The sequence below is a fragment of the Kastovskya adunca genome (assembly GCF_059505785.1).
This window is the reverse complement of sequence record NZ_JCACLG010000039.1, coordinates 16,898-39,482: the sequence shown is the minus strand read 5'-3', so window position 1 is coordinate 39,482 and position 22,585 is coordinate 16,898. Positions and strand designations below refer to the sequence as shown.

The window sequence follows — 22,585 nt, the reverse complement described above, 5'->3', positions numbered from 1 at the left end:
TTCTTAGCTGTCAACTCAGTTGGGACTCTTCAGGGCTATTGAAAGCCCCGTCTCTTTTCTTTACAGCGGGGAAGCTTACAAGCGATACTGAGTTTTGAGACAATTGCGCTCGGAGTGAACAACATACCACCGATGACTACCCAAGAGCCAACTTCTGAAACCCTTTCCACCGAAAGCTTATCAACGGAAGAGACTGTCTCTAATGAGCTAATTGAAGATGCCACTGCCGTTAACCATATGGAGGTAGTGGAAACCGTCATCTCCAGTTTGGAGGAAGACGATAGTGCAATGGTGAGTCACAACGATGACGGTCACTTATGGAAGTTTAAGTACGGCAGTGTAGAAGTATTCGTACAACTTACGGGTTCAACGGATGAAGATACATTCACCGTATGGTCTAAGGTAATGCAATTACCTGCCAAAAATGAACCGCAGTTGATGCGAAAGCTTCTAGAGATGAACTGGAGTGACACCTTTGAATCCTGCTTCGCCATTGTTGACGATCAGGTTGTGGTGATGTCATCGCGCACTGTGGCAGAACTATCACCGGGAGAAATCTCGCGGGCAATTACCGTCGTGGCAACGATTGCTGATGACAATGACGAAGTACTGGTGGCAGAGTTTGGTCAGACTTGACGCCTAGACACTTGATGGGAAATTGCTGTGGCAGTGAAAACCGAGTTCTGAGTAATTAGAATGAGCAATTGCCAGCCTCAGCCGTTCTCCCCAAGATGCGTTTGGCGTTTAATTCCCCTGCTGAACGCATCTGGACAACTACAGATGGCAATCGATCGCTGGCTGTTACAACAACACCAGTTAGGGCAACATCCGCCCACTTTGCGCTTCTATACCTGGGAATCACCCACTATCTCTTTGGGCTATCACCAACGTCGATTTCCTGCCTTTTGGCAACAGCTAATTTGGGAAGGAAAGCCTATATCCCTGGTGCGGCGTCCTACAGGCGGGCGAGCTGTGCTACATCAAGGAGATTTGACCTACATGGCGATCGCATCAGGATTGAGCGTTAGCCGGATACAGGCTTATGAAAAAATTTGTGAGTTTTTGATTCAGGGTTGGCGATCGCTAGGTCTAGAACTGCACTACGGGTTAGCTGGACGTGGCTACATTCACAATCCCAACTGTTTTGGCACGTCTACAGGTGCGGACTTAGTTTCCTCAGAGGGAGTCAAGTTTATCGGTAGCGCTCAGTTGCGCCAAAAAGGGGCAATTTTGCAGCATGGGTCGATGCGTTTACAACCAGATACAGAACTTTTTATCAAGGTGTTTGGAGAAGCCGCACCGCCACACGTTAAACTGCCCTTTGTTCAGGAGGGAGACGAAGGGCTATTAACCATTATCGAAGCGCTGACTCAGGCGGCTTGCCAATGTTTCAAAATTGAGTTGATAGTAGAGCCTCTATCTGCTCAAGAATACCAAGAGATTCTCGCCCTACCTGATTTACAAGCCATTTGATAGTATCCCCCTCGGCATCTTATTTTCTGTGAGTTGCCCTTTAACAATTGCTAATCTTTGATAGATTTAGCGATCTCTACTAACTGCAACCCCAAAGGATAAGACCCTTCAGCTTTAACTTGCTTGACTTCTGCTTCAGAAATCGGCAATCCCAACTTAGAGGCAAGAGCGCGAACCAAATCGCCCTTATCGATCACACCAGCCACAGATCCGGCTGGAGAAAGCACAGTTATCCGATTTAGATGTTCGTCTTCTAAGCGAACAATAACTGCCGCCAAAGGTGTCTTTTCCTCTACCGTCGGAATTTCCAATAGCGATCGCACAATGCTTTGCAGGGTTCTGTGTTCCCACTCACTCCGCTCGATAAAGTGCAAATCTTCAATAGCGACTAACCCCCGATATCGCCCATCAGATGAAGCATAGTAGGGTGATTGGGTATCTGACAGTACATACTCATCGGCAAAGGCACGCAGGGTCAAATTGGCATCAATTACCCGAAACTCACGAGTCATCGCCTCCGATGCCTGCATCTGCATCAACGTTTCTTGTAGAGTTGTCAGGCGGTCGTAGGCCCTGGCATTGCGGAAGATAAACCCACCGATTAAGGTAATCCAAATTGCTCCGATTTGACCTGTAAGCAGGATTAAACTCAATCCAAAGGCGATCGCCAAACCGCCCAAGATTTTACCTGTTTTGGCTGCCCAACGGACTCCTTGAAAGCGATCGCCTGTCAGCTTCCAGACTGCGGCTTTCAGCACTTGTCCGCCATCTAGAGGCAAACCGGGTATTAAGTTAAATAGCGCCAAAACCAAGTTAATTCGGGCAATATTAAAAGCGATCGCCCGCAGCCAGCCAGCTTCTGGTAATGTTTGCGTGACCAGAGAAAATAATAACCAAAGTGTCAAGCTGACGGCAGGGCCGGCGATCGCTACTTGAAAGGCGTCTCCTGGCGTTTTCGACTCCCGATCAATCGACGCCACTCCACCAAACAGAAACAACGTAATTGAGTTGACTTTGATTCCTTGAGACAGGGCTACTAAGCTGTGACCTAGTTCGTGCAAGATCACGGAACCAAAAAGCAACAAAGCCATTAGGAACCCTGCTACCCAAGCGATCGCTGGCTCGAACGTCTGGTAAAAGTTAAGTGCATTGAGAATCGTGATAAAAACTAAGATGAAAAACCACGACGGATTTAAAAATAGGGGAATTCCCCATAGGGAGCCAATTCTCCAATTTGTTTGCATCAAATTTTCCTTGTCTTAGACTTAATAGCGCCCTTAACTATCAGGATAAACGATGGCTAATCGGCAAAATTTGGATGCCCAGAGAGTGTGCTGAGGTGCCAAACTCTCTGGACATCCGTTGGAGGTGATAATTTGAGCTACAACGTGCTTTTAGATAGTACCGTTGGTTGCCAGGGTAATGACGGTAATCACTCCCAGCAAATGACCAATGCTCAAACCAGCTAGAAGTTCAGGAACACCAAAGTTTTTCCCCAAGATTGGCTGTAGCAAAGGTAGAGCAGGACCCCTTCCTTTTTGCCGAATCCCAACGCGGGCGATCACAATACCGATGATCATGCAAATATTCATGATCAGCGAACCATTCCAGCTCCAGACTGCCGTATCACCAGTAGGGAGCTGCGCTAGTTGTGACAAAATTGCTTCAATCAAGTTCTTTTCTCCTGATAATGAAAAATTTCTACATAGTGTGAATCATAGAACGCTAGCGGTAAAACGCGATTCTGTCTGGTGGATGATTGAAAGATAATTTTGTTACATTTTGTTTCCTTGTAAGCAACAAATAGGGTACTTCTAGAGAGCGCCAGCGCTGGTCAAACCCAAGATGACACCTGCACCCAGAATGTGACCAAAGCTTCCCGTTGCCAACAGTTCAGGAAGCCCAAATTTGTCTAAAAATGTAGGTTTGCTGAAGGGGAGATCAGGCCCCATGCCTTTTTTTTGGATAGCGAAGCGACCGATTACAAACGCCACTAGATTACACACAACCATAGTCAACCCTACCGCTGGAGTCCATTCGGGAGTAGAAGGAACAGTAGATTGAACAGCCGCCATAAATAAGGTAGTAAGCAAGGAATTTTCTCCTTTTTTGATACGTTGAATAGAAATTACAGACATAGAGCATCATAAAAATCTCTTAGTTGAAAATCATAATTTGTTTTAAGAATTAACAATTGCTCAATATTTTGATACAAATGAAAGTGAAGTGTGAAGGATGAAGGATGAAGGATGAAGGGTGAAGTATGAAATAGGCGATTGGAGTAATGGCTAATCGTCGTCAGTTTTTCTCTCCTCGGCTCCTCGGCTCCTCATCTCCTACTCAGCACTCAGCACTCAGGACTCAGGACTTACATAACAACCATGCGGGTGAAAATTTGCGGCATTACAAAACCAGAGCAAGGTCAGGCGATCGCACAAATGGGGGCAACAGCCTTGGGATTTATTTGCGTTCAAGCCTCCCCCCGCTACATCAGCGCTCTGGAAATTCAAGCGATCGCTAGTGGTTTACCTGCCGCAGTTGATCGCGTTGGTGTTTTTGCCAATGCCACCGTTGTCGAAATTTGTCGAACAGTTGAGCTGAGTGGTTTAAGTGCTGTGCAACTACACGGTGCAGAGACACCGGAATTTTGCCAGCAACTCCGGCAGATCCTCCCCGGAGTCGAAATTCTCAAAGCGTTGAGAGTCAGGACAGATGAATTTTTAGCGGCAGCCGCCGCCTATGAAGCCTACGTCGATACCTTACTCCTAGATGCTTACCATCCCCAGTTACTCGGCGGCACTGGCAAAACTTTAAACTGGGAGACTCTCCAGCAATTTCGTCCTAGTTGCCCGTGGTTATTGGCAGGAGGATTAACACCAGATAATGTTTTAGATGCCCTCAGTTGCCTACAACCAAGTGGTATAGATTTGTCGAGTGGTGTGGAGCGATCGCCTGGGGACAAAGATTTAGAGAAAGTCGCTCGACTGTTTCAGCAGCTACAAACTAAATCCCATGCCTAGCAAAAGTTCTCGCGTCAGGATGGCGTCGTTTGTGTAATTAATTCAACTCGATATTGCGGCTGTTCAATGGAGTTTGAGCTTCAGTCATGAATAGCCTGGGACTCGCCTTTGCCCTAGGCTTAGGCAAAATCAAGCAGACAAAACGTTTTTTCAGCAAGTAATCGCAGATCCAGTTGACTAAGACGCTAAGGCGGTTGCGCCATCCTGGAAGATAAAACAAATGGATACTAAGCCAAACTAACCAGGCAGGAAAGCCTGTAACACTGAATTTCCTCGCCTGAACAACTCCGGCATTGCGCCCAATGATGGCGGCTCTACCTTTATCTACATAATTGAAAGGTTGAGGAGACAAGCCTCGTAGCTGTCTGGCGATGTTCTTTGCTGCTGCTACACCTTGTTGTATGGCTACGGGAGCAACTCCCACTAGGGGTTTGCCATCCTGTTCAAGGTAGGCAAGATCGCCAATAGCATAAACCTGGGGATGGTCTCTTAACTGGAGGGTTGGTTGGACAACAAGCTTGCCTTTCATGGCGGTGGAGACGGCTGGAGCTGTTTCTGGTGCGTTAGCTTCTACTCCGGCTGTCCAGATAATGGTTTCCGCGTTGATAATCGTGTCATCCTCTAGGTACACTGCCTCTGAGGTGACTTTACGCACCTTGGAGTTGAGATGAATCTTGACCCCCATTTTTCTGAGTTGCTTTTGCGTATAGGCTCCTAGGCGTTGGGGAAAACTGGCGAGGAGACGCTCATTAGATTGCAGAAGGATGACACGCGATCGCCTTAAATTTAGTTCCGGGTAGTCTGAAACTAAAGCTCCTTGTATCAACTCTATTAAGCCACCTGCTAACTCTACCCCCGTAGGCCCGCCGCCAACAATGATGAACGTGAGAAGTTGTTGGCATCGTGTGGGTGAAGGTTCATGTACCGCCTGCTCAAAGCAACTCAACACATGGTTACGTAGAGCGATCGCCTCACAGAGACTTCTCATCGGGAGAGCGTAGGTTGCTGCCCCCGGAACACCTAGAAACTGCGACTGGCTCCCTGTCGCCAAAATCAGGAAATCATAGTTAATTATCTCCCTGTCCGTTTCGATAGTTTTAGCTAAAAAATCAACTTGTCTGACTTCAGCCTGAAGGAAACTCACATTAGGCTGTCCCCGCAGAAAACTCCGCACGGGATAAGCAATCTGTTCCGGTTCAAGTTCTGCGGTTGCCACCTGATAGAGCAGGGGAACAAAGGTATGGTAGTTGTTTCGATCGAGCAGAAGGACAGAGACACCTGCTTTCGCCAGCACGCTAGCTGCTTTTAGCCCTCCAAAACCAGCTCCGATAATTACAACTTGTGGTCTATACGAGGGATTCACTAGCGAACTCACAGGTAGTTAGCTAGTCCATTGTGCAGATTATTAACTTTTGTACCGTCTGTCTAAGGGGGGATTGGGGGAGATGAGGAGCAGGGGAGATGAGGAGCGGGGGAGCGGGGGAGCAGGGGAGCAGGAGAGCAGGAGAGTAGGGGAGAGGAAGAGAACCAATAACCCCTTTCACCCTTCATACTTCATCCTTCATACTTCACCCTTCATACTTCCTCCCCCAGTTCCAGCGCTCTAGAAGTTTGCCTTTAGCAACGCTTCACCCCGTCGGTAAAGCTCTTGAGCGTAGTCAGTCCACATCCCCTGCCCCCAATAGCGAAAACAGCTCGTTTGGAGCAACAGATTGTACATCAGGGCTTCACGGTAACGGTTTTGCTGGGTAATAGATTCAGCATCATCAGCAGTGAGTAAGGTATCAACTTTTTCATGAAACAGCACGCTGAGTTGATTCATTGGAGAGAGGACATTTTCGTACCCTTGCACCCAACTAAGGTGATTTGTCCAGGATGCGCCATCCATGTGAAAGTTTGGGTGAGATTCCTTGAGTTGGGCGATCGCATTAGCAACTGTGTCGGGTTGAGCATTGTCTGGGGAAACTCGTTCCCAGATCAAATGCTGTCCTACGGCTTGACAGGTGGGGAAGTCATCGGGAGAGCATCCGGCGGCTTCAATGAGTTCTAGATATTCTGTGCCGTTGACACCCACAACGCCTGATTTGCCAGCGTTTGATGCCATTTCATTCCAGGATTGGAAGAAGGCACTGGGAAACTCATTCATCATGACGCCGCCATTTTCTCCATCACCGATTTGGGTAACGATGGGGGGGACAGACACACTTCCTAAAGGTTGGGGGGAAAGAGTTTTCGCTTCCCAGTAGGGCTGCATTTGTCCTACCAATTTGGTGTCTGAACCTTGGGTTTTAATTAAGGCAGTAATGCTGATGGTTTCACCCTTTGAGTTACGAGCAACTAAACGGTGAGGGAGATGTTTTTGAGATATGCCTTCTCCGTTGAGGGTTTCTACCGAGTGTTCTTGCACCATTAACCAGCGATAGCCGCACTCTTTCAGGGCTTTGATGAATTCAAAGAGAGTATCCGGGTGGTTGGGTAGGTGCATTTCCGGTGGGGAGAAGCCTTTGACACGGGCTAAGGCTTCCCAACCAAAGACGGCGGCGAAGTAGTGTTGCCAAGCTTGAATGTGCAGCTTGATGTCGGGGATGGGAGTGGAGGGAACAACGGTATGGCTCCACATCGATCCCAACCACTCCACATAAGGCTGGTAGGTGCGATCGCAAGTAATGCGTTTAAGGCTATCAATAATGTCACCGCGTCCCATTTGCTGCACACCCCAAAGCAGGTTGCCAGAATAGTCAAGCATGATGCGGGGATTGGCACCGTTGGCGACGAGTTCTGGGATGAAGTCTCCCATACGGCGATAGCATTCCGCAAAAACTCCAGCGTTGTGGTTATCGCCTTCCCCTTGATGCTCAAACATATATTGCAGGTTGTTGATCAACTCACCATTGGCACCACCGGGGACAGTCGGTTGGTGCATGTGGAGAGCGATCGCAAATGTAGCTGTAATGTCTTCTAGGCGCAGATTGGTTCTAGGTAAAAATACGGGTTCGTTATGATGAACAACCTCCTGAACTGCTGTTTCCCAACCAGAAATGTTGGGCAATCCGGCAATGGATTCCGACAACTGAGGAAGATGAGCAGATTGTGGAGATGCAAGCATAGAGTCACTCATTGGATTACTAATAACAACATTAGGCGATCGCGATGGAATCAACTTCAGCTACATCCTTTTCTAGTGGCTCTATAGAGTCAAATAATCTAGGCTCAGTGACTTGTTCATTATTGAGTCTATCGTTATACCTTGATGGGCAACGGCTAATGATATTAGATTTAGGGTAAACCTTGGGAATCTAGAGTTTGAGGCACCCGTATCCCCAAAGTTACCGCCCGCACTACCATAAACAGCGACAGTGCTAACCACAGCAACTGAATACTTCCAACTATCCACGCTGCCAGAGCAACAGGAGCAAACCCCACCAGTGCGGCGATTATTGCTGATTGTCGTAAGATTTTCCCTTCAGTCAGTCCCAGAAAGTAGCCATCAAGCATATAGGCAATTGAGCCGAAACCCAGCACAGGCAAGAGCCAGGGTGTGTAGTTGCCGATGCGATCGCTCACTTCTGGTAAAGTAGTCAGCAAACTGAAAAGACCTGGTAAAAAAACAAAAATTAGTGCAAATACCAGTCCTGACAGTAAACTTGCGCCTCCCGATAACCAGAGCAACAATTTTAGATGCTCGGCTTTACCCTGTCCTCGAAAAATTCCCGCTAGACTCTCCGTTGCAAAGGCTAGTCCATCAATAAAATAAGCGTAGAACCCAACCCATCCGAGTGATAAAACTCCGATTGATTTCCCTGCAACTTACCAAGCAAATCGTACCCATAAACATAAACCGATTCAACTCATCGTAAGTCCGAGTTTCAACAGCACTATTCGGAAAATCAGTTCCTTCTAAATTGCCAACAGCGAGGACATTAACTAATTAATTAAACTCAGTCTATCCTCATAAACCAGCATTATCTTCTGTAAGACGTTCTGTAGCCTCTCAAAGTCAGAATCTTTTAAAGAGAAATTAATTATAATTTCATCTGACTCTGGAAGATTTATGGTATCGGAACCGAAACTAATAATAATTTGATTACGGCTAAGAATAACCTTATTGATACCTACGTCTTCTGACCAATTTTCATCGTCCAGTTCGACGTAAATATTTTTCCTATTAGGAACAGCCTCTTCTTGAGACGCTTCATCTCGTGTCATGATGAAATAATGTTCACCCCCCTCTGTTTCAGAAAAGCCAATATACAAATTGGTTTCAATAGCTTCAAAGCTACTTGCAAAAAATTCCATTTTCATTAATCTACCTATATTCTTGAATGACATATAGCAATCTCAAGTCAATTGTGAGATTTATTAACGAACCACAGAGTCACAGAGAACACAGAGGAAGTTAAAGAGAGAAAAAGTATCTCACGACTCATTTAGGGCTGCTATATGTCACTGATGGTTGGAGCGTATATCCAGGTTTTATTCCGCCTGGAGATCAGATTGTGAGCAAAACGTATATGACCCGGGTAGAAGGAGAAAATACGAGATTGCGACACTATCTGGCAAGACTGCACCGCAAGACACTGTGTTATTCCAAGTCTGAGGAAATGCTGAGATACTCAATCCGATTGCTACTGCACTATCCTAAGTTTGGAGATGTGCCCCTGCCCGTCTAATTCATCCCGCTATTCTGCAACGCATAATTTTTTACCTGACAAAATGCTGCAATTTTGGCTGGACTTGCCATTAGGCATCACCTCAAGTAGAAGATTGTATTTGCTTGTGGCAGGTAAAATCAGCTTTTATGGGAACAGCTTAGCCATGTTTGAGCTGGTCATTTGGGAGTAATTTTTCATGAAGTTTGTCTCCGATCCGCCGATTTCTGCCAAAATCCGCAAAATGAAGCAACGGGTAAAGTGGCAAGATCCCCTAATCGTAGAGCGGGACATTGACCAAACTCGACTGGTTTTTGATGAGAGTGTTGCCGATAGTCCCGAATTCTCCTTTTTGGTAGTCGGTGATAGTGGTTCGGGTTCTCATCAGGGACACAGCCCGCAACGACAAATTGCACAACAGATGCTTGCCCACCGTGATGACTGTCGATTTGTCTTGCATACAGGTGATGTAATTTATTTGGTTGGTTCTAGCGAGTACTACCAAAACAATTTCATTTCGCCCTATCAAGAATTTCTTGTCGGTGGAGAGAAACCTCATAAGATTGCCTATGACCAGATGGTTTTTAACCAGCCATTTCTCCCCGTACTGGGTAATCACGATTACTATGACCTACCCGTTGTTTATGGTGTGCTTGTACAGCTTGCCTTACCTTTGCGCCGTCTGCTGCGCTCAAAAATAAATTTAGATGTTGGTTGGCACGGTTCTTTTCAAGGGAAGGCTTATGCCCAAGCATTCCTTGATTACTTGAAAGACATTGACGATCAAGAAGAACTAGTGCGTCACCTAGATCGTTATTACACAGTCTCTACCGACACAGGTCGCTGCCTGCGCTATACACCAGGAGACTTTACGCGATTACCTAATCGCTATTACACCTTCCGTAATGGTGGGATTGACTTCTTTGGGCTAGATTCAAATACTTTTAATGCCCCTTCTCCCCTACCAAATACCAAGGAGGGGGACGCGCTGCGCCGCCAACTGGCTCAACGTCTGGAGGAACTGGAGCAGCAAAAAGAGCAAATTATGCAGCGTGCAGGGGAACTGAATCCGGAGATTCCTGAAGATTCTGATCAACTTGATGATCATCGGGCAAAACTGGAGCAGATAGAAGAAATTCAGCTTGATATTGAGAAAAAACTGAACGCGGATAAGTCCCCTGTGACTGACTTCGAGCAGCTTAGCTGGTTGAAGCACAAATTGATTCAGTCCTGGAACACTAAGGAAGTACGGGGGCGGGTGATCTTTTTCCATCATCCACCCTATGTGACGGAAGCAACCAAGTGGGAACAAGCACAAACCATGGAGATTCGTTATCACCTCCGTCAAGTTCTAGATGAAGTGGCGCAGGAGGTAGGCGAAGAAACCCAGGGGCGTCCGCTGGTGGATTTGGTGTTGAACGGTCACGCTCACTGCCTGGAATATCTCAAAACAGGCGATACGGGACATGCTGACTCGCACATCAACTGGATTGTTTGTGGAGGTAGTGGTCACAGTTTGCGCCGTCAGCGTGTTGAGGGAGGGGATTTGATGGAGTGCTTTGGGAATGAGCAAGAGGGTGAGGAGATGCGACAGGTGGCGCGATCGCATCTTTATGTTGGTCGTTACGGTCACGGCTCAAAAAAACGCCGTCCTTACTCGTTTGTGCGGATCGATGTTCTGGAGGGTTGCCCACCAAAATTTGTGGTTCGACCGTTTATTTCCGAACGCATTAAACATCAATGGAGTGACACTGCACTGGAGCCTTTTGAATTTTAAGGTTACTTTATTCGTTATCACCTGTAACAATTTCTTTAAACCGTTGGACAGTTGGGGCTGTATCATTGCCGCGCCAAATCATCGTGATCGCTACTTGGGGAGTTGGTTCCTGTACTGCTTTGTAAACCACTCCTGTTCGCTGTAAATTTTGCAGCGATGCTGGCACAATTGCTACTCCCATCTCAGCCGCTACAAGACTAACAATCGTTTGCATTTGAATCGCTTCCTGGGTTATGTTTGGGCTAAATTTTGCCTGCTGGCAAAGGCTAATAATGTGGTCATACAGTCCGGGAGCCAGCAAACGAGGAAACAAAATGAAGGGTTCCCCTACAAGCGATCGCAGCGATACATCGGCTTGATTTGCTAATTGATGAGTCTCAGGTAACGCCACCATCAACGGCTCCTGAAAGACTATTTCTGAGCTAAAGATGTCTTCCTCAACGGGAGGACGGACAAATCCTACATCAATCCGACCTTCCCGCAACCCTTCCAATTGTTGGTCGGTCGTCAATTCATGCAATTGAAGCCTTACCTCTGGGAAACAGGTGCGGAACCTACGAAGAATTTCGGGGAGAACATTGTACGCCGCAGAACCAACGAAGCCGACAACAAGTTGCCCCCTCTCACCCCGACTAATTTGACGACTAATCTGAATCCCCTGCTCAAGCTGTCTGAGAATCCGCCGCGATTCTTCCGCAAAAACCTGTCCAGCTTCAGTTAGCTGCACCGTTCGTTTTGTACGGTGAAACAGTTGAAAGTCCAACTCAGCTTCCATTTGACGAATTTGCTGGCTTAGAGGGGGTTGGGAAATATGCAATCGCTCCGCTGCTCGTCCGAAGTGTAGCTCCTCCGCCAACATCACAAAGTACCGTAGGTGTCGCAGTTCCATACCAATTCAGAAACTAATACTTTTTAGATATTAATAGCGCGTGAAAAATATATTGGACAACTTTAATCATCTTTCCTACTGTAATGACTAAACCACTATCCAGAAATTATTTGGGTGATGGAAAACCGTCGATGAGGAGAATTGTACGATGCCAGAAAATTGCTGGAATACTGCCTTTTATGAGACTAAACACGCATTTGTTTGGCAGTATGGCGAAGACTTACTGACCCTACTGTCTCCGCAACCAAGGGAGCGAATTCTTGACCTCGGCTGCGGTACTGGGCAACTAACCCAGAAAATTGCAGCGGTTGGAGCAGAAGTAATGGGAATCGACCAATCCCTCGCCATGATTGAGAAGGCAACAGCTAACTATCCTCATCTCCAGTTTGCTGTTGCAGATGCTAAGGATTTTCAGGTTGAGCAGCCGTTTGATGCTATCTTTTCTAACGCCGTACTGCATTGGATTCCAGAACCGGATGCTGTGATTCGTTGCCTTCGAGAGGCACTGAAGCCAGGAGGGCGCTTTGTTGCAGAATTTGGGGGTAAAGGGAATATCAACGCGATCGCTACAGCCCTCTATAGTGTCCTGGAAACGATGGGCTATGGGTCTTTAGAGAAGATAAGCCCCTGGTATTTTCCGAGTATCGGTGAGTATGCAACTCGGTTGGAACAGCAAGGATTTGACGTAACCTATGCGGTTCTATTTGACCGTCCAACACCTTTGGAAGAGGGAAAGTCAGGCATGGCGAACTGGATTGAAATGTTCGCTAGCCGTTTTCTCGCAGCATTGTCGGCTGACCAAAAAGCGATCGCGCTCCGAGTAATTGAGCAGCGCCTAAAGCCCCTACTGTATCGAGATGGAACTTGGATAGCGGATTACCGCAGAATCCGCATAGTTGCTATTAAAGCCTAGGCAATAAAAGAGAGATCCCCGACTTAAAGAAGTCGGGGATCTGAGTCGGGAGTCGGTAGCCTCTCACATTTGATATCTAATTGAGCTAGTTATGAATAAAGAACTATTAAATAAAAATTGTGTCTTCGGAGAGAGGCTATTTTTTACTTTTACTGATTTGCTAGTTGATATTCAGTTGCCGAAGAAATACAAAAATGCAGTTAAACAGAACTTTGATTTTGGTTACTTTGTCATTTATTGTTGTGGGGGCAGTTATGCTCTTGCTTCAACCTGCAATTGATATGCCTCGCTAAAAAGCTTTATATCTTCGCTCCCTTCTCTTAATCTTGAGCGATTTATAAAGAGTAAAAATGACAGGCTAAACTCAAATGGCTTTAGTTTGAGCTGAAAGTTAACATTTGATAGTTTTTGAAATTACTTAAAAATAATAAAGAAGTAATTTTGGCAATTTTATTGGCAGCAGCTAGATTTTAAAGACAATAGTTTTAATTGCACGTAACCGTTTTTGAATCACAGTAAATTTTTGTAGTAATTTACTGGAACTACCGATATTGAGTGACCTAAAACAGTTTTGCAATAAACAAGGATATTTTTGTATCTTGTGTAAATCCTGTTCCCTCGATACACTTCCTGAATAACCTTATAAGCCATTCTAGTAACAAGCAAAACCATTGGTTTGGCTACAGGGCAGTAAGTGGTGTGAGTTGATCGGGAGTGAATAGATATGCTAAGTCGGGAGCAAACTACGCCGATACCGAACACAGGTGTGATGCCTACCTTAGGCGATACCTCTGTCGGGCTTTGCCAACGCGCTTGGGTAGAAATTAATTTAGCGGCTTTAACGAATAATGTCCAACAGCTAAAGCGTTTCCTGAAGCCAGGAACTGACTTGATGGCAGTGGTGAAAGCGGATGCTTACGGTCATGGAGCCGTAACTGTGTCTAAGACGGCGCTAAAGGCAGGTGCAACTTGGCTGGGTGTGGCAACAGTTGAAGAAGGAATTGCGCTCAGGGAAGCTGATATTACCGCGCCGATTCTGATCTTGGGGGCAGTTAATACTCCAGAACAAATTCGTGCGATCGCCGCTTGGCAGTTGCAACCGACCCTTTGTACACCGCAACAAGCCTTGGTTTTTTCTGAAACTCTGGCTGCTATTGACCAAACCTTACCTGTACATCTGAAGCTGGATACTGGGATGTCACGCTTGGGGATGCCTTGGCAGGAGGCACTAGAGTTTGTCGAGTTGGTAAAATGCTTGCCAGCCCTCAAGATTGCTAGTATTTATTCCCATCTAGCAACCGCTGATGACCCCAATCCAATGGTGGTAAAACTGCAACATCAGCGCTTTGAAGAGGCGATCGCGCAAATTCGCGTAGCCGGGATGGCACACCACAAACTGCATTTGGCAAACTCTGCTGGCACATTAAGCGATCGCGCCCTCCACTATGACATGGTGCGTGTAGGTTTGGGTCTTTATGGTCTATACCCTGCCGAGCACCTATCTCACAGCGTTCAGCTCCAGCCCGCTTTGCAAGTTAAAGCACGCGTCACCCAAGTGAAAACGATTGTGGCGGGTACGGGTGTCAGCTACAGCTATCGGTTTGTGGCAGAGCGGGAAATGCGTCTTGCTGTCGTTGGTATTGGCTATGCCGATGGTGTCCCTCGCAGCCTCTCAAACAAACTGACTGTGCTGATTCGCGGTCAAAAAGTACAGCAAGTTGGCGCAATTACCATGGATCAGCTGATGCTAGATGTCAGCCAGATTCCCGATTTACAACCGGGTGAGGTCGTGACACTAATTGGGAAAGATGGCGAATGGCAAATTTCCGCCGACGACTGGGCAGAAACCTTAGAAACTATTTCCTGGGAAATTCTCTGCGGTTTTAAGCAGCGTTTGCCACGAGTGACAGTAGGGTAAGTTTGTGAATGTAGAGACGTAGCCGACCATGTCTCTACAGGTTTATCCTACCGAACACTAAACAGCTCAGTCCAAGCACTAAACTTTGGTGCATTAACTATAAAAACTACCAATTGTCCATGATGATTTTGGCGGCTGAGGTTGCCCCAGCTTTTTCACAAAACCTGATTGATCTAGCCTTCTATGTTGTTCCCAAGCTGCTTTGGGCATTGGGGATTTTGCTGCTCACTCGCTTTGGCATTACCTTTGTCGCTCGCCTAACGCGTAAAGCATTGAATCGCGTTGAGCCAACACTACGAAACTTCTTGGTTCAGGCGTCTGAGATTTTGACCCTTGTAGTGGGTTTGGTAGCGTTTCTCAATGTTTTAGGGATTCAGGCAACCAGCGTAGTAGCAGTGGTGGGGGCAGCTGGTTTAGCGATTGGTTTGGCTTTGCAGAGTACGCTGTCTCACTTTGCAGCGGGTGTAATGCTGCTTAATCAGCGTCCCTTTGAGGTAGGAGATTTCATTGAAGCCACAGGTGTGGCAGGTGTAGTCGATAGCATCGGAATTTTCTCAACTACCCTAATTACACCGGACAATGTGAAAATTACAGTGCCAAACAATAGTTTGTTTAGCGGTGTTTTGAAAAACACAACGGCTTTGGGAACGCGACGAATCGACTTGGAAGTTGACATTGGCGATCGCCCCATCGAATCCACTATCACCTTACTCTTATCGTTGGTGCAACCCCACCCCCTAGTATTAGACCGCCCCAAAACTACTTGCCACGTCTCTAGCATCTCCCCGACGGCAACCACACTTTATTTGCGCCCCTGGTGTACCGCCGAAGCCTACGCCCAAACCCGCTCCGAAATTCAGCAAGTCGTTAAAGAAGCCCTGCAATCGCCAGACGTTGAGAAGCTGATAAGTGATGAGGTCTAAGTTTTCAGGGCGTAGCAATTAGAAAGTTTTGAGTTTGAATGGCTAAAAAAAATCTGCTGCTACTTAGAACAGAGGTTAGTAGCAACAGATTTAATCATTAATTGATCGAGTGTTTTAAGCTGTAACGGGTTCCGGCGTTTTGATTGGTTGTTCTGTTAGTAGTTGCTCGTAGAGACCGCTAAGTTGCTGCGCTACGCCATTCCAGCTAAACTTCTCTTCGACGCGCTTGCGGGCACCATGACCGAGCTGTTCACGCCATTCAGGGTTGGTAAGAATGCGGTCAATGGCAGTAGCAAAGGCAGTGTCATCTTGGGGAGGTGCGAGTAGACCTGTTTCTTCCGAGACAACTGTGAACTGCAAGCCACCGACATCGCTAGCAACAACAGGCGTACCACTTGCCATCGCTTCAATTGCCACTAAACCGAAGGGTTCGTAGTGGCTAGGTACCACACACACATCAGCGGCTGCATAGTAAGCAGGTAGCACTTCATCAGCTAGGCGTCCGGGGAAGCTGACGATGTCGGTTAGACCCAGTTCTGCCACAATGCCTTCGATGCGATCGCGTTCAATGCCATCACTTTGTCCTGGACGAGAACCACCACCAACAATTAGACGCAACTTATCGGTATTACGCAGTTGTGATTGACCAACGGCACGAACTAAGGTTTCGATGCCCTTACGTGGATCGAAGCGTCCCACATAGAAGACCAAGAGCGCTTCCGGGTCAATGTCCAAAGCCGCACGAGCCGCTGGCTTGTCAATTGAACCAAAGCGCTCAACATCAGTTCCGCAGGGAATAACATCAATATTTCCCTTTGTAGAAACATGCGATCGCATGTGCTCTTTTTCTTGGGGGCTGGTTGCGACAATTCGTTCTGCACTTTCCAGTACTGCCTTCTCCACACCCAAACGGGTTGTTGCAATCATGGGAACTGCCGAAATTGACTGGTATTTAACTGCTCCCAAAGAGTGATAGGTATGAACCTGGCTAATTTTTTGACGCTTTTTCCATTCCATACCTACCCAAGCAGAGAGCCAGTAATTGGTGTGTACTAGCGAGTACTCAATCCCTTCTTGTTTTTGGAACTTGATTAGCTCTTCTAAAAAGTCGCCGCAATAATCAAAAATTTCTTGCCGGGGCACAAATGCCTCTGGCCCTGCTGTTAAACGAATAGTCCGGCAACGCGGACTATGTTCAATGATTGTTGAATCTTCTGCACTCGCTTTGCGGGTAAACATATCAACATGCCATCCGTGAGCAGCTAGGGCTTCACCCACTTGACGTACATAAACATTCTGCCCGCCAGCCTCTTCCTTACCAATTTCTACCGCTGGGTCGCCATGAACCGAGATCAGAGCAATGTGCTGTTTACTTATAGAATCCATAACTTTTGTTTATTTAATAGTTAAATTTCATTCGAGTCATCAGGGCAGGTTGAAAACTTTACTAAGGCACTCTCCCATCAGCCCAAAATTTTTTTATGCTTAATCTGTGAAGAAACATAAAACTTGAAGGAAAGTAACTACATCCACTATTGGAAATAGATGCTTGATTAGCTAGCGATGCCAAGGCAAAAATGGCTTTACCCTGATTGCATGCCACTAAAGTATAGTGGACGAGGTATAAAGTTGCAAAATGTAACAAAGTACCAAAAGAGATTGGGTAAGCGATCGCCATCGTTGTCAAGGATGAACCCTTCTTCCTTAACTCCCTGTGCCTGTTTTCCTAGAGGATTTTGAACAGGGGTTGGTAAACTCGCAAAATCTGTTATTATGTTTATCTGTCACCCCTGGAGAGGTGGCTGAGTGGTCGAAAGCGGCAGATTGCTAATCTGTTGATAGGTACGTAAGGCCTATCCGAGGGTTCGAATCCCTCCCTCTCCGTTTAAAAGTGAATACCTCCCCTTACCACCAACTTGATGGTAATAATCGGGATTGCTCAAAAAGTGTTTAAAGTCGATCTGTCTAAGGATAGAAGATGGGCTTAGAATCTAATCTAATCAATCTTTGATTGGCTTCCGACAGGGGAGGAGTATTTCATCTCAATGAACAAGTTTACATCTGGCAATATCCGTCAGCCTCGTTTGGCGCTCGGCGCACCGCGCACCACTTTTAGGATCGCTTTAGCAATTACCACGCTGGCAACAGGTATTTTGACAGCAGCCTGTCAGGAAACCTCCGAAACTACCACCAACCTCGGCTCTGAGTCTAGCTCTGCTAGTGGGTCAAGTGATGGACTCAAAATCGGGACGCTACTTCCTGCCACTGGGGACTTATCTTCTATTGGGCAACAAATGCCTAAGGCTGTGCGTTTAGCCGTGGACACAGTCAATCAGTGTGGTGGCATTAATGGCAATCCTGTCACTGTTGTGTCGGAAGACGACCAAACTGACCCTAATGCTGGGGCTGCAGCAATGAACAAGCTAGTAGAAGTTGATAAAGTCGCAGGTGTCGTTGGTTCTTTTGCTAGTAGCGTTTCTACAGCAGCCGTCCCGACAGCTGTCCGCAACCAAGTCATGATGATCTCGCCCGGTAGCACCAGCCCTGTTTTTACTCAAAAAGCAAGCCAAGGTGACTTCAATGGGTTTTGGGCACGTACTGCCCCTCCAGATACTTACCAAGCGAGGGCTTTAGCAAAATTAGCGAAGGAAAAAGGATTCGATCGCGTCTCTACTGTCGTTATTAATAATGACTACGGAGTTGGTTTTGAAAAAGAATTTGTCACTGCTTTTGAGAAACTAGGTGGAACAGTGGTTAATAAAAGCCAACCCACCCGTTACGATCCTAAAGCCACAACCTTCGACACTGAAGCCGCATCAGCGTTCGGTGGCGATCCTGAAGCTGTTGCAGCGATTCTCTATGCCGAAACTGGCTCTCTGCTGCTGAAATCTGCCTATCAGCAAGGACTGGTTGATGGCAAGACTGTGATGCTCACAGATGGGGTTTATTCAGAGGATTTCCCGCAACAAGTGGGTAAATCCAGCGATGGGAAGTATATCTTAGGGGGAGCGATCGGTACTGTTCCTGGAGCAAATGGACAGGGGTTAGAGGCGCTTACTCAAGCTTGGAAGAAGGAAACGAACCAGGAAGTAACTGCCTACGTTCCTCACTCCTATGATGCGGCTGTGCTTCTGATGCTAGCGGCTGAATCGGCAAAAGCGAATACTGGCGAAGGCATCAAGAGTAAAATCCGTGAAGTTTCTGCTAGTCCTGGTACAGAAGTTACGGATGTTTGCCAAGCCCTAGAGTTGATCCGTAAAGGCGAGGAAGTTAATTACCAAGGAGCTAGCGGTAACGTCGATATTGATGAAAATGGTGATGTCCTCGGCGACTACGATACTTGGTTGGTGGAAAATAATGGCAGCCTTGATGTGACGGGTAAGGTTAGCCCAGAAATTAATTAGACTCCGCTAGCGCCTTGCTAGGCTTTTGTAATTAAAGAAAAGGGGCATACTTCACTAGTACGCCCCTTTCCTTTTACTTAGAGATTACCTACAGATTTTAGAAGCCAGCAAAGGTATAACCAATACCCAGCGTCAGACCAACATCAGTGCCATCTAGGAAACCGACGTTCACACCCGCATTTGCCGTGAATTGTGACGACACGCGGAAGTCAACACCACCAGTTAACAAAAGACCAATGTTATCTCCATCACCAGTGGCGATCGCCACACCACCACCGACGTAAGGAGCATAAGGAACCTCTTCAAAGGGATCTTCCGTTTGGAGGGCAAAGTCGTAAGTCACCGGGATCAAGAAAACAGTATCATCACCGATGATCGCCGCCGGACGCGCTGAAATATTATTGGTCAGACCAATCTTGCTAATAACAGAAAAGCTACCTTCACCCAGTGCCGTGTCTCCACCAAGACCAATATTGCCGCCAACACCGATGTAGCTGGAACCCCCACGAGTTGTACGACCAGGATCGATGTCAACTTGAGCAACAGTTGTGTCAGTGACTTGTTCTGAAACTTCCTGAGTCACAGGAGATGTTCTTGTGAGTGCAGTAGCGGAAGTAGCCGCTGTACCAGGAATGGCAGAATTGAGTTTCATCTCGTCTGCTGATGCAAACACCTCTGGGCGAACTACTTCGTAGTTAGCTTGTCTCTCATTGAGGATATTTGCATTATTTGCAACTTGCAAACTGTCCGTTTCTACGGACTCACTTGCTGTCTCAGCAACTGGGGCATCAGTAGCGGCTACCGATTCCTCAACAGACTCAGGAGTTGCTGGGAGTGCAGCCGATTCAGCAGATTGCACAGGTACTTCAGCTTGAGCAGACAGGGCGCTAGCAACTAAAGCCAAGGTTGCGATGCTGAGTAAGTACGAAACTGATTTAAAAAATGTGTTGTTCACGGTCACTCCTCGAATCAAAATGTGAAAACCTTAAAGATTGCCCAACTATATGCTCATTTTCAAGGGTTTTTGTCCCTAAAAAACTAAAATCCCTGGTAATAATGTAAAAGATTCTGGAGTTTGGCGCTATCTACTTAGTGGGAGATTCCACGGCAATAATCTCTATAGGGTGGAAGATTTTACTCTCTCTTTAGCAGGAAATTTGTATTTTCAGGGGAATTTCAGCTTTTTACGTACCCTGAAAGAGCTATATTCCGGTCAGGATAGTATCAATAGGTTAGAGCTGTTGAATGGCAGCGACGGTTTGTTGGGATATAAAGGGCAAGATGGTGTGGTTCTTGCTATGTGCTTTGCCCTCAGTGAAGACAACTAATAGGTAAGGGCGCTGGTTAGGTACCTCTATATAAGCGGCATCGTGGCGAACCTGGCTTGTCCAGCCTGCTTTTGACCAGAAATGGGCATCTTGAGGCAATCCAGCCCCCAAAAAGCCTGTCACCTGATTTTCTTCATCGTCAGTTAGGTCAGTTGGTACGAGGGAACGTTTGAGGCGTTGCATCATGGTTTGCGATCGCCTACTCGATACTGCCACGCCGCCAATAATCGTGTGGAGTAGCCGTGCTGTGGCATTCGTCGTCAGCATATTGCGATTTTCCATCATTTCCCCCAGGAAAGCCCGCTCGCGTCCGTAAGGCCCATCTCCCCAAGTTTTTTGATTGACATTAATGCTTTCCAACTCCTGCCAACTGAGGGACTGCAAATAGCGGTTGATGATGTTGCGTTGAAACTTCCAGGTTTCAAAGGGGTCTGATGACAACTCTGGGCCGCTAGTTGTACCACTGAGAATATCCACAATTAAACTAGTGGCATCGTTACTGGAGTGCACTATCATGTCTCGGATAGCTCGGTCTAGCTCTGCTGAAGTTGGGGTCATTCCGGTCTCTAGCCACTCATGAATAGCAACCAAGTAGAACAGTTTCACCACACTAGCTGGATAGATGCGCTCGACACCACGATAGTTAAATCCTCGAACCTGATGTTTCCAAAATTCTTCGGCTGAAAGCGCTCCACCTGTATTAACGGGTACAGGGGGGTCATAAACTACCCAGGTAAGGGCAATTTGATTTTGAGCTAGTCCTGGAAACTCTTTCCACGTTGCTTCTAGAATGCCCGTTCCTAGAGATTCTAATTGCTCGTCCTTTTGGAAAAATGTCATGTAAGTCCCTGTCTTCTGTCTGCACTGTATAGCTTTCAGACTTCAATTGTCTCTTAACTACTGATACCAAGTTAGATTCAAACGTGATATTTGACAGACTAGCGAGGAGCTAGGGATAAGTGCTGTTAGAGCTAAGAGTTTGTCAATTTTAGACAACTTCTTGAAGAGGTGAGCTATGCCTATCCAGCACTTGAGTGGGTTCTTTTTGTTAGTTAGAACTACTCGAGCTTAGGGAAACACTTTCCGTTGTTTGACTTCGCTCGGGCAAGGGCTTACCCCGAAAGCGAGCTTTCCAGTCTCGAATGGCGATCGCGGTTTTTTGGGTTGGGGAACGGTAGTTTTTAGAATTGTTCTGTTTATTTCCTGCGTTCAGCGGATTTTGAATAGCTAGACACCGCCCCAAATTATCGTGGGGAGAAAGGCGATCCAGGGTGTGTAAAATTGCGGTGACGGATTGGTAGCGTTCCTTTAAGGAAACCCGGAGCATCTTGTCAAGGATGTGCATGAAAGGTGTGCTTAAGTGCACGCTGTTGTGCCAGAGAATTTCTCCGGTGTAGCGATCGCTATCAAAATCGAGCGGCCCTCTTCCAGTGAGTAGATAAAGACAGGTGACACCCAATGCATAAATATCGCTGCCATAAACCGGACGCAATGTAAATTGTTCTGGAGGGGCAAAGCCCATCGTGCCAATGAAATGAGTTGTAGGTAGCTTGACGCTGGTATCTCCCAGAGCAATTTGCTCTTTCACCGCACCAAAGTCAATTAGTACTAACCTGCCGTCGTCTTGACAGCGAATGATATTTTGCGGTTTGATGTCGCGGTGAATTACTTGATGCTTGTGGACGTACTGCAAAAGCGGCAGCATCTCGCGCAGAAAGTATTTAACCGCTCCCTCTGAAAGGGGGCCGGAACGACGAATTAGCCTCGCTAATGTTGCTCCTTTGATGTACTCCTGAACCAGGTAAAACTCGCCCTCAGCAGTGAAGTAATCGAGCAGCATGGGAATTTGCGAATGACTTCCCAGCTTGCTGAGAATTTTTGCCTCTCGTTCAAAACGCCTGCGAGCACTTTCCAAAGCGGGGGGATCGCTTACCTTTGGACAAAGTTGTTTGATGACGCACAAAGGCTCACTCGGCAACCAAATATCTTTGGCGAGGAAGGTGACTCCAAAACCACCTCGACCAATCATCCGCAATACTTGGTAGCGGTCGCGAAACAACTGCCCTTGCCCACACAACTGACCAAGTTGGGTTTGCTGCAAGACATCAGAATGAAAATGAGATAGATTCCCAGGCGGAAAATTCATGAATCTTCAAAAACTCAGATGAGATGAGATCGCCAGTATGCTCTTAGTCTAGGCAAAGAAACTACTCTTTTCCCCAGATCTTATTTAAAAAGATTCTACAAAGGTAGTTAATAATAATGCTGACCCAACTGTAAGCTAAATGACA

General features: G+C 46.8%; 20 protein-coding genes, 1 tRNA gene and 1 pseudogene. 10 read left to right on the top strand and 12 right to left on the bottom strand.

The features are described from left to right. Positions 1-132 precede the first annotated feature (132 nt). Positions 133-636 carry a YbjN domain-containing protein gene (locus AC5JR3_RS15155; RefSeq protein ID WP_495847376.1) on the top strand — a complete coding sequence of 168 codons (504 nt, stop codon included), beginning with the start codon at positions 133-135 and terminating at the stop codon, positions 634-636. A gap of 60 nt (positions 637-696) precedes the next feature. Beyond that, positions 697-1,473: a lipoate--protein ligase family protein gene (locus AC5JR3_RS15150; protein ID WP_495847375.1), complete on the top strand. Its 777-nt coding sequence runs from the start codon at positions 697-699 to the stop codon at positions 1,471-1,473. A gap of 50 nt (positions 1,474-1,523) precedes the next feature. On the opposite strand, the gene AC5JR3_RS15145 is transcribed toward AC5JR3_RS15150, so the two are convergent. The 3 genes from AC5JR3_RS15145 to psaK form a co-directional block, all read right to left on the bottom strand. Further along, positions 1,524-2,717 (bottom strand): site-2 protease family protein, encoded by a 1,194-nt coding sequence (locus tag AC5JR3_RS15145; RefSeq protein ID WP_495847374.1) that lies wholly within the window; start codon positions 2,715-2,717, stop codon positions 1,524-1,526. A gap of 150 nt (positions 2,718-2,867) precedes the next feature. Beyond that, on the bottom strand, positions 2,868-3,146 hold the full coding sequence (locus tag AC5JR3_RS15140) for a photosystem I reaction center subunit PsaK (protein ID WP_495847373.1): 279 nt from the start codon (positions 3,144-3,146) through the stop codon (positions 2,868-2,870). A gap of 141 nt (positions 3,147-3,287) precedes the next feature. Further along, positions 3,288-3,611, bottom strand: coding sequence for a photosystem I reaction center subunit PsaK (gene psaK, locus AC5JR3_RS15135; RefSeq protein ID WP_495847372.1), 324 nt, complete (start codon positions 3,609-3,611; stop codon positions 3,288-3,290). 243 nt (positions 3,612-3,854) lie between these two features. Between psaK and AC5JR3_RS15130 the strand changes: the two genes are divergently transcribed. Beyond that, a complete protein-coding gene (locus AC5JR3_RS15130) occupies positions 3,855-4,493 on the top strand; it encodes a phosphoribosylanthranilate isomerase (protein WP_495847371.1) in 639 nt (212 codons plus the stop codon). Positions 4,494-4,530: 37 nt separating this feature from the next. On the opposite strand, the gene AC5JR3_RS15125 is transcribed toward AC5JR3_RS15130, so the two are convergent. From AC5JR3_RS15125 to AC5JR3_RS15110, 4 genes are all read right to left on the bottom strand, one after another. Then, a complete protein-coding gene (locus AC5JR3_RS15125; protein WP_495847370.1) occupies positions 4,531-5,868 on the bottom strand; it encodes an NAD(P)/FAD-dependent oxidoreductase in 1,338 nt (445 codons plus the stop codon). A 228-nt stretch (positions 5,869-6,096) separates the two neighbouring features. Then, positions 6,097-7,599: a glycosyl hydrolase family 57 gene (locus AC5JR3_RS15120; RefSeq protein ID WP_495847369.1), complete on the bottom strand. Its 1,503-nt coding sequence runs from the start codon at positions 7,597-7,599 to the stop codon at positions 6,097-6,099. A 170-nt stretch (positions 7,600-7,769) separates the two neighbouring features. Beyond that, entirely contained in the window at positions 7,770-8,201 is a 432-nt protein-coding gene (locus tag AC5JR3_RS15115; protein WP_495847379.1) for an MATE family efflux transporter, read from the bottom strand. 216 nt (positions 8,202-8,417) lie between these two features. Further along, on the bottom strand, positions 8,418-8,795 hold the full coding sequence (locus AC5JR3_RS15110; protein ID WP_495847368.1) for a hypothetical protein: 378 nt from the start codon (positions 8,793-8,795) through the stop codon (positions 8,418-8,420). 137 nt (positions 8,796-8,932) lie between these two features. On the opposite strand from AC5JR3_RS15110, the pseudogene AC5JR3_RS15105 reads away from it, so the two are divergent. Both AC5JR3_RS15105 and AC5JR3_RS15100 read left to right on the top strand, forming a co-directional pair. Then, a pseudogene (locus AC5JR3_RS15105) lies at positions 8,933-9,163 on the top strand (IS1 family transposase); the annotation flags it as partial. A 178-nt stretch (positions 9,164-9,341) separates the two neighbouring features. Further along, positions 9,342-10,919, top strand: coding sequence for a metallophosphoesterase family protein (locus AC5JR3_RS15100; protein WP_495847367.1), 1,578 nt, complete (start codon positions 9,342-9,344; stop codon positions 10,917-10,919). 7 nt (positions 10,920-10,926) lie between these two features. On the opposite strand, the gene AC5JR3_RS15095 is transcribed toward AC5JR3_RS15100, so the two are convergent. Continuing rightward, on the bottom strand, positions 10,927-11,808 hold the full coding sequence (locus AC5JR3_RS15095; RefSeq protein WP_495847366.1) for a LysR family transcriptional regulator: 882 nt from the start codon (positions 11,806-11,808) through the stop codon (positions 10,927-10,929). Between the two features lie 148 nt (positions 11,809-11,956). On the opposite strand from AC5JR3_RS15095, the gene AC5JR3_RS15090 reads away from it, so the two are divergent. From AC5JR3_RS15090 to AC5JR3_RS15080, 3 genes are all read left to right on the top strand, one after another. After that, on the top strand, positions 11,957-12,721 hold the full coding sequence (locus AC5JR3_RS15090; protein ID WP_495847365.1) for a class I SAM-dependent methyltransferase: 765 nt from the start codon (positions 11,957-11,959) through the stop codon (positions 12,719-12,721). A gap of 724 nt (positions 12,722-13,445) precedes the next feature. After that, complete coding sequence (gene alr / locus AC5JR3_RS15085; RefSeq protein ID WP_495847364.1) at positions 13,446-14,639, top strand: alanine racemase; 1,194 nt, start codon at positions 13,446-13,448, stop codon at positions 14,637-14,639. Between the two features lie 119 nt (positions 14,640-14,758). After that, a complete protein-coding gene (locus AC5JR3_RS15080; protein ID WP_495847363.1) occupies positions 14,759-15,562 on the top strand; it encodes a mechanosensitive ion channel family protein in 804 nt (267 codons plus the stop codon). Positions 15,563-15,676: 114 nt separating this feature from the next. Here AC5JR3_RS15080 and AC5JR3_RS15075 read toward each other — a convergent pair whose 3' ends face one another. Then, positions 15,677-16,948: a glycosyltransferase family 4 protein gene (locus tag AC5JR3_RS15075; RefSeq protein WP_495847362.1), complete on the bottom strand. Its 1,272-nt coding sequence runs from the start codon at positions 16,946-16,948 to the stop codon at positions 15,677-15,679. A 406-nt stretch (positions 16,949-17,354) separates the two neighbouring features. Between AC5JR3_RS15075 and AC5JR3_RS15070 the strand changes: the two genes are divergently transcribed. Both AC5JR3_RS15070 and AC5JR3_RS15065 read left to right on the top strand, forming a co-directional pair. Next, a tRNA-Ser gene (locus AC5JR3_RS15070) sits at positions 17,355-17,446 on the top strand. A 161-nt stretch (positions 17,447-17,607) separates the two neighbouring features. Further along, a complete protein-coding gene (locus AC5JR3_RS15065) occupies positions 17,608-18,966 on the top strand; it encodes an ABC transporter substrate-binding protein (RefSeq protein WP_495847361.1) in 1,359 nt (452 codons plus the stop codon). Positions 18,967-19,063: 97 nt separating this feature from the next. Here AC5JR3_RS15065 and AC5JR3_RS15060 read toward each other — a convergent pair whose 3' ends face one another. The 3 genes from AC5JR3_RS15060 to AC5JR3_RS15050 form a co-directional block, all read right to left on the bottom strand. Further along, positions 19,064-19,870 (bottom strand): porin family protein, encoded by an 807-nt coding sequence (locus AC5JR3_RS15060; protein ID WP_495847360.1) that lies wholly within the window; start codon positions 19,868-19,870, stop codon positions 19,064-19,066. Positions 19,871-20,198: 328 nt separating this feature from the next. Then, entirely contained in the window at positions 20,199-21,134 is a 936-nt protein-coding gene (locus AC5JR3_RS15055) for a serine hydrolase (RefSeq protein WP_495847359.1), read from the bottom strand. Positions 21,135-21,342: 208 nt separating this feature from the next. Further along, a complete protein-coding gene (locus AC5JR3_RS15050; protein ID WP_495847358.1) occupies positions 21,343-22,440 on the bottom strand; it encodes a protein kinase domain-containing protein in 1,098 nt (365 codons plus the stop codon). Between the last annotated feature and the right edge of the window lie 145 nt (positions 22,441-22,585).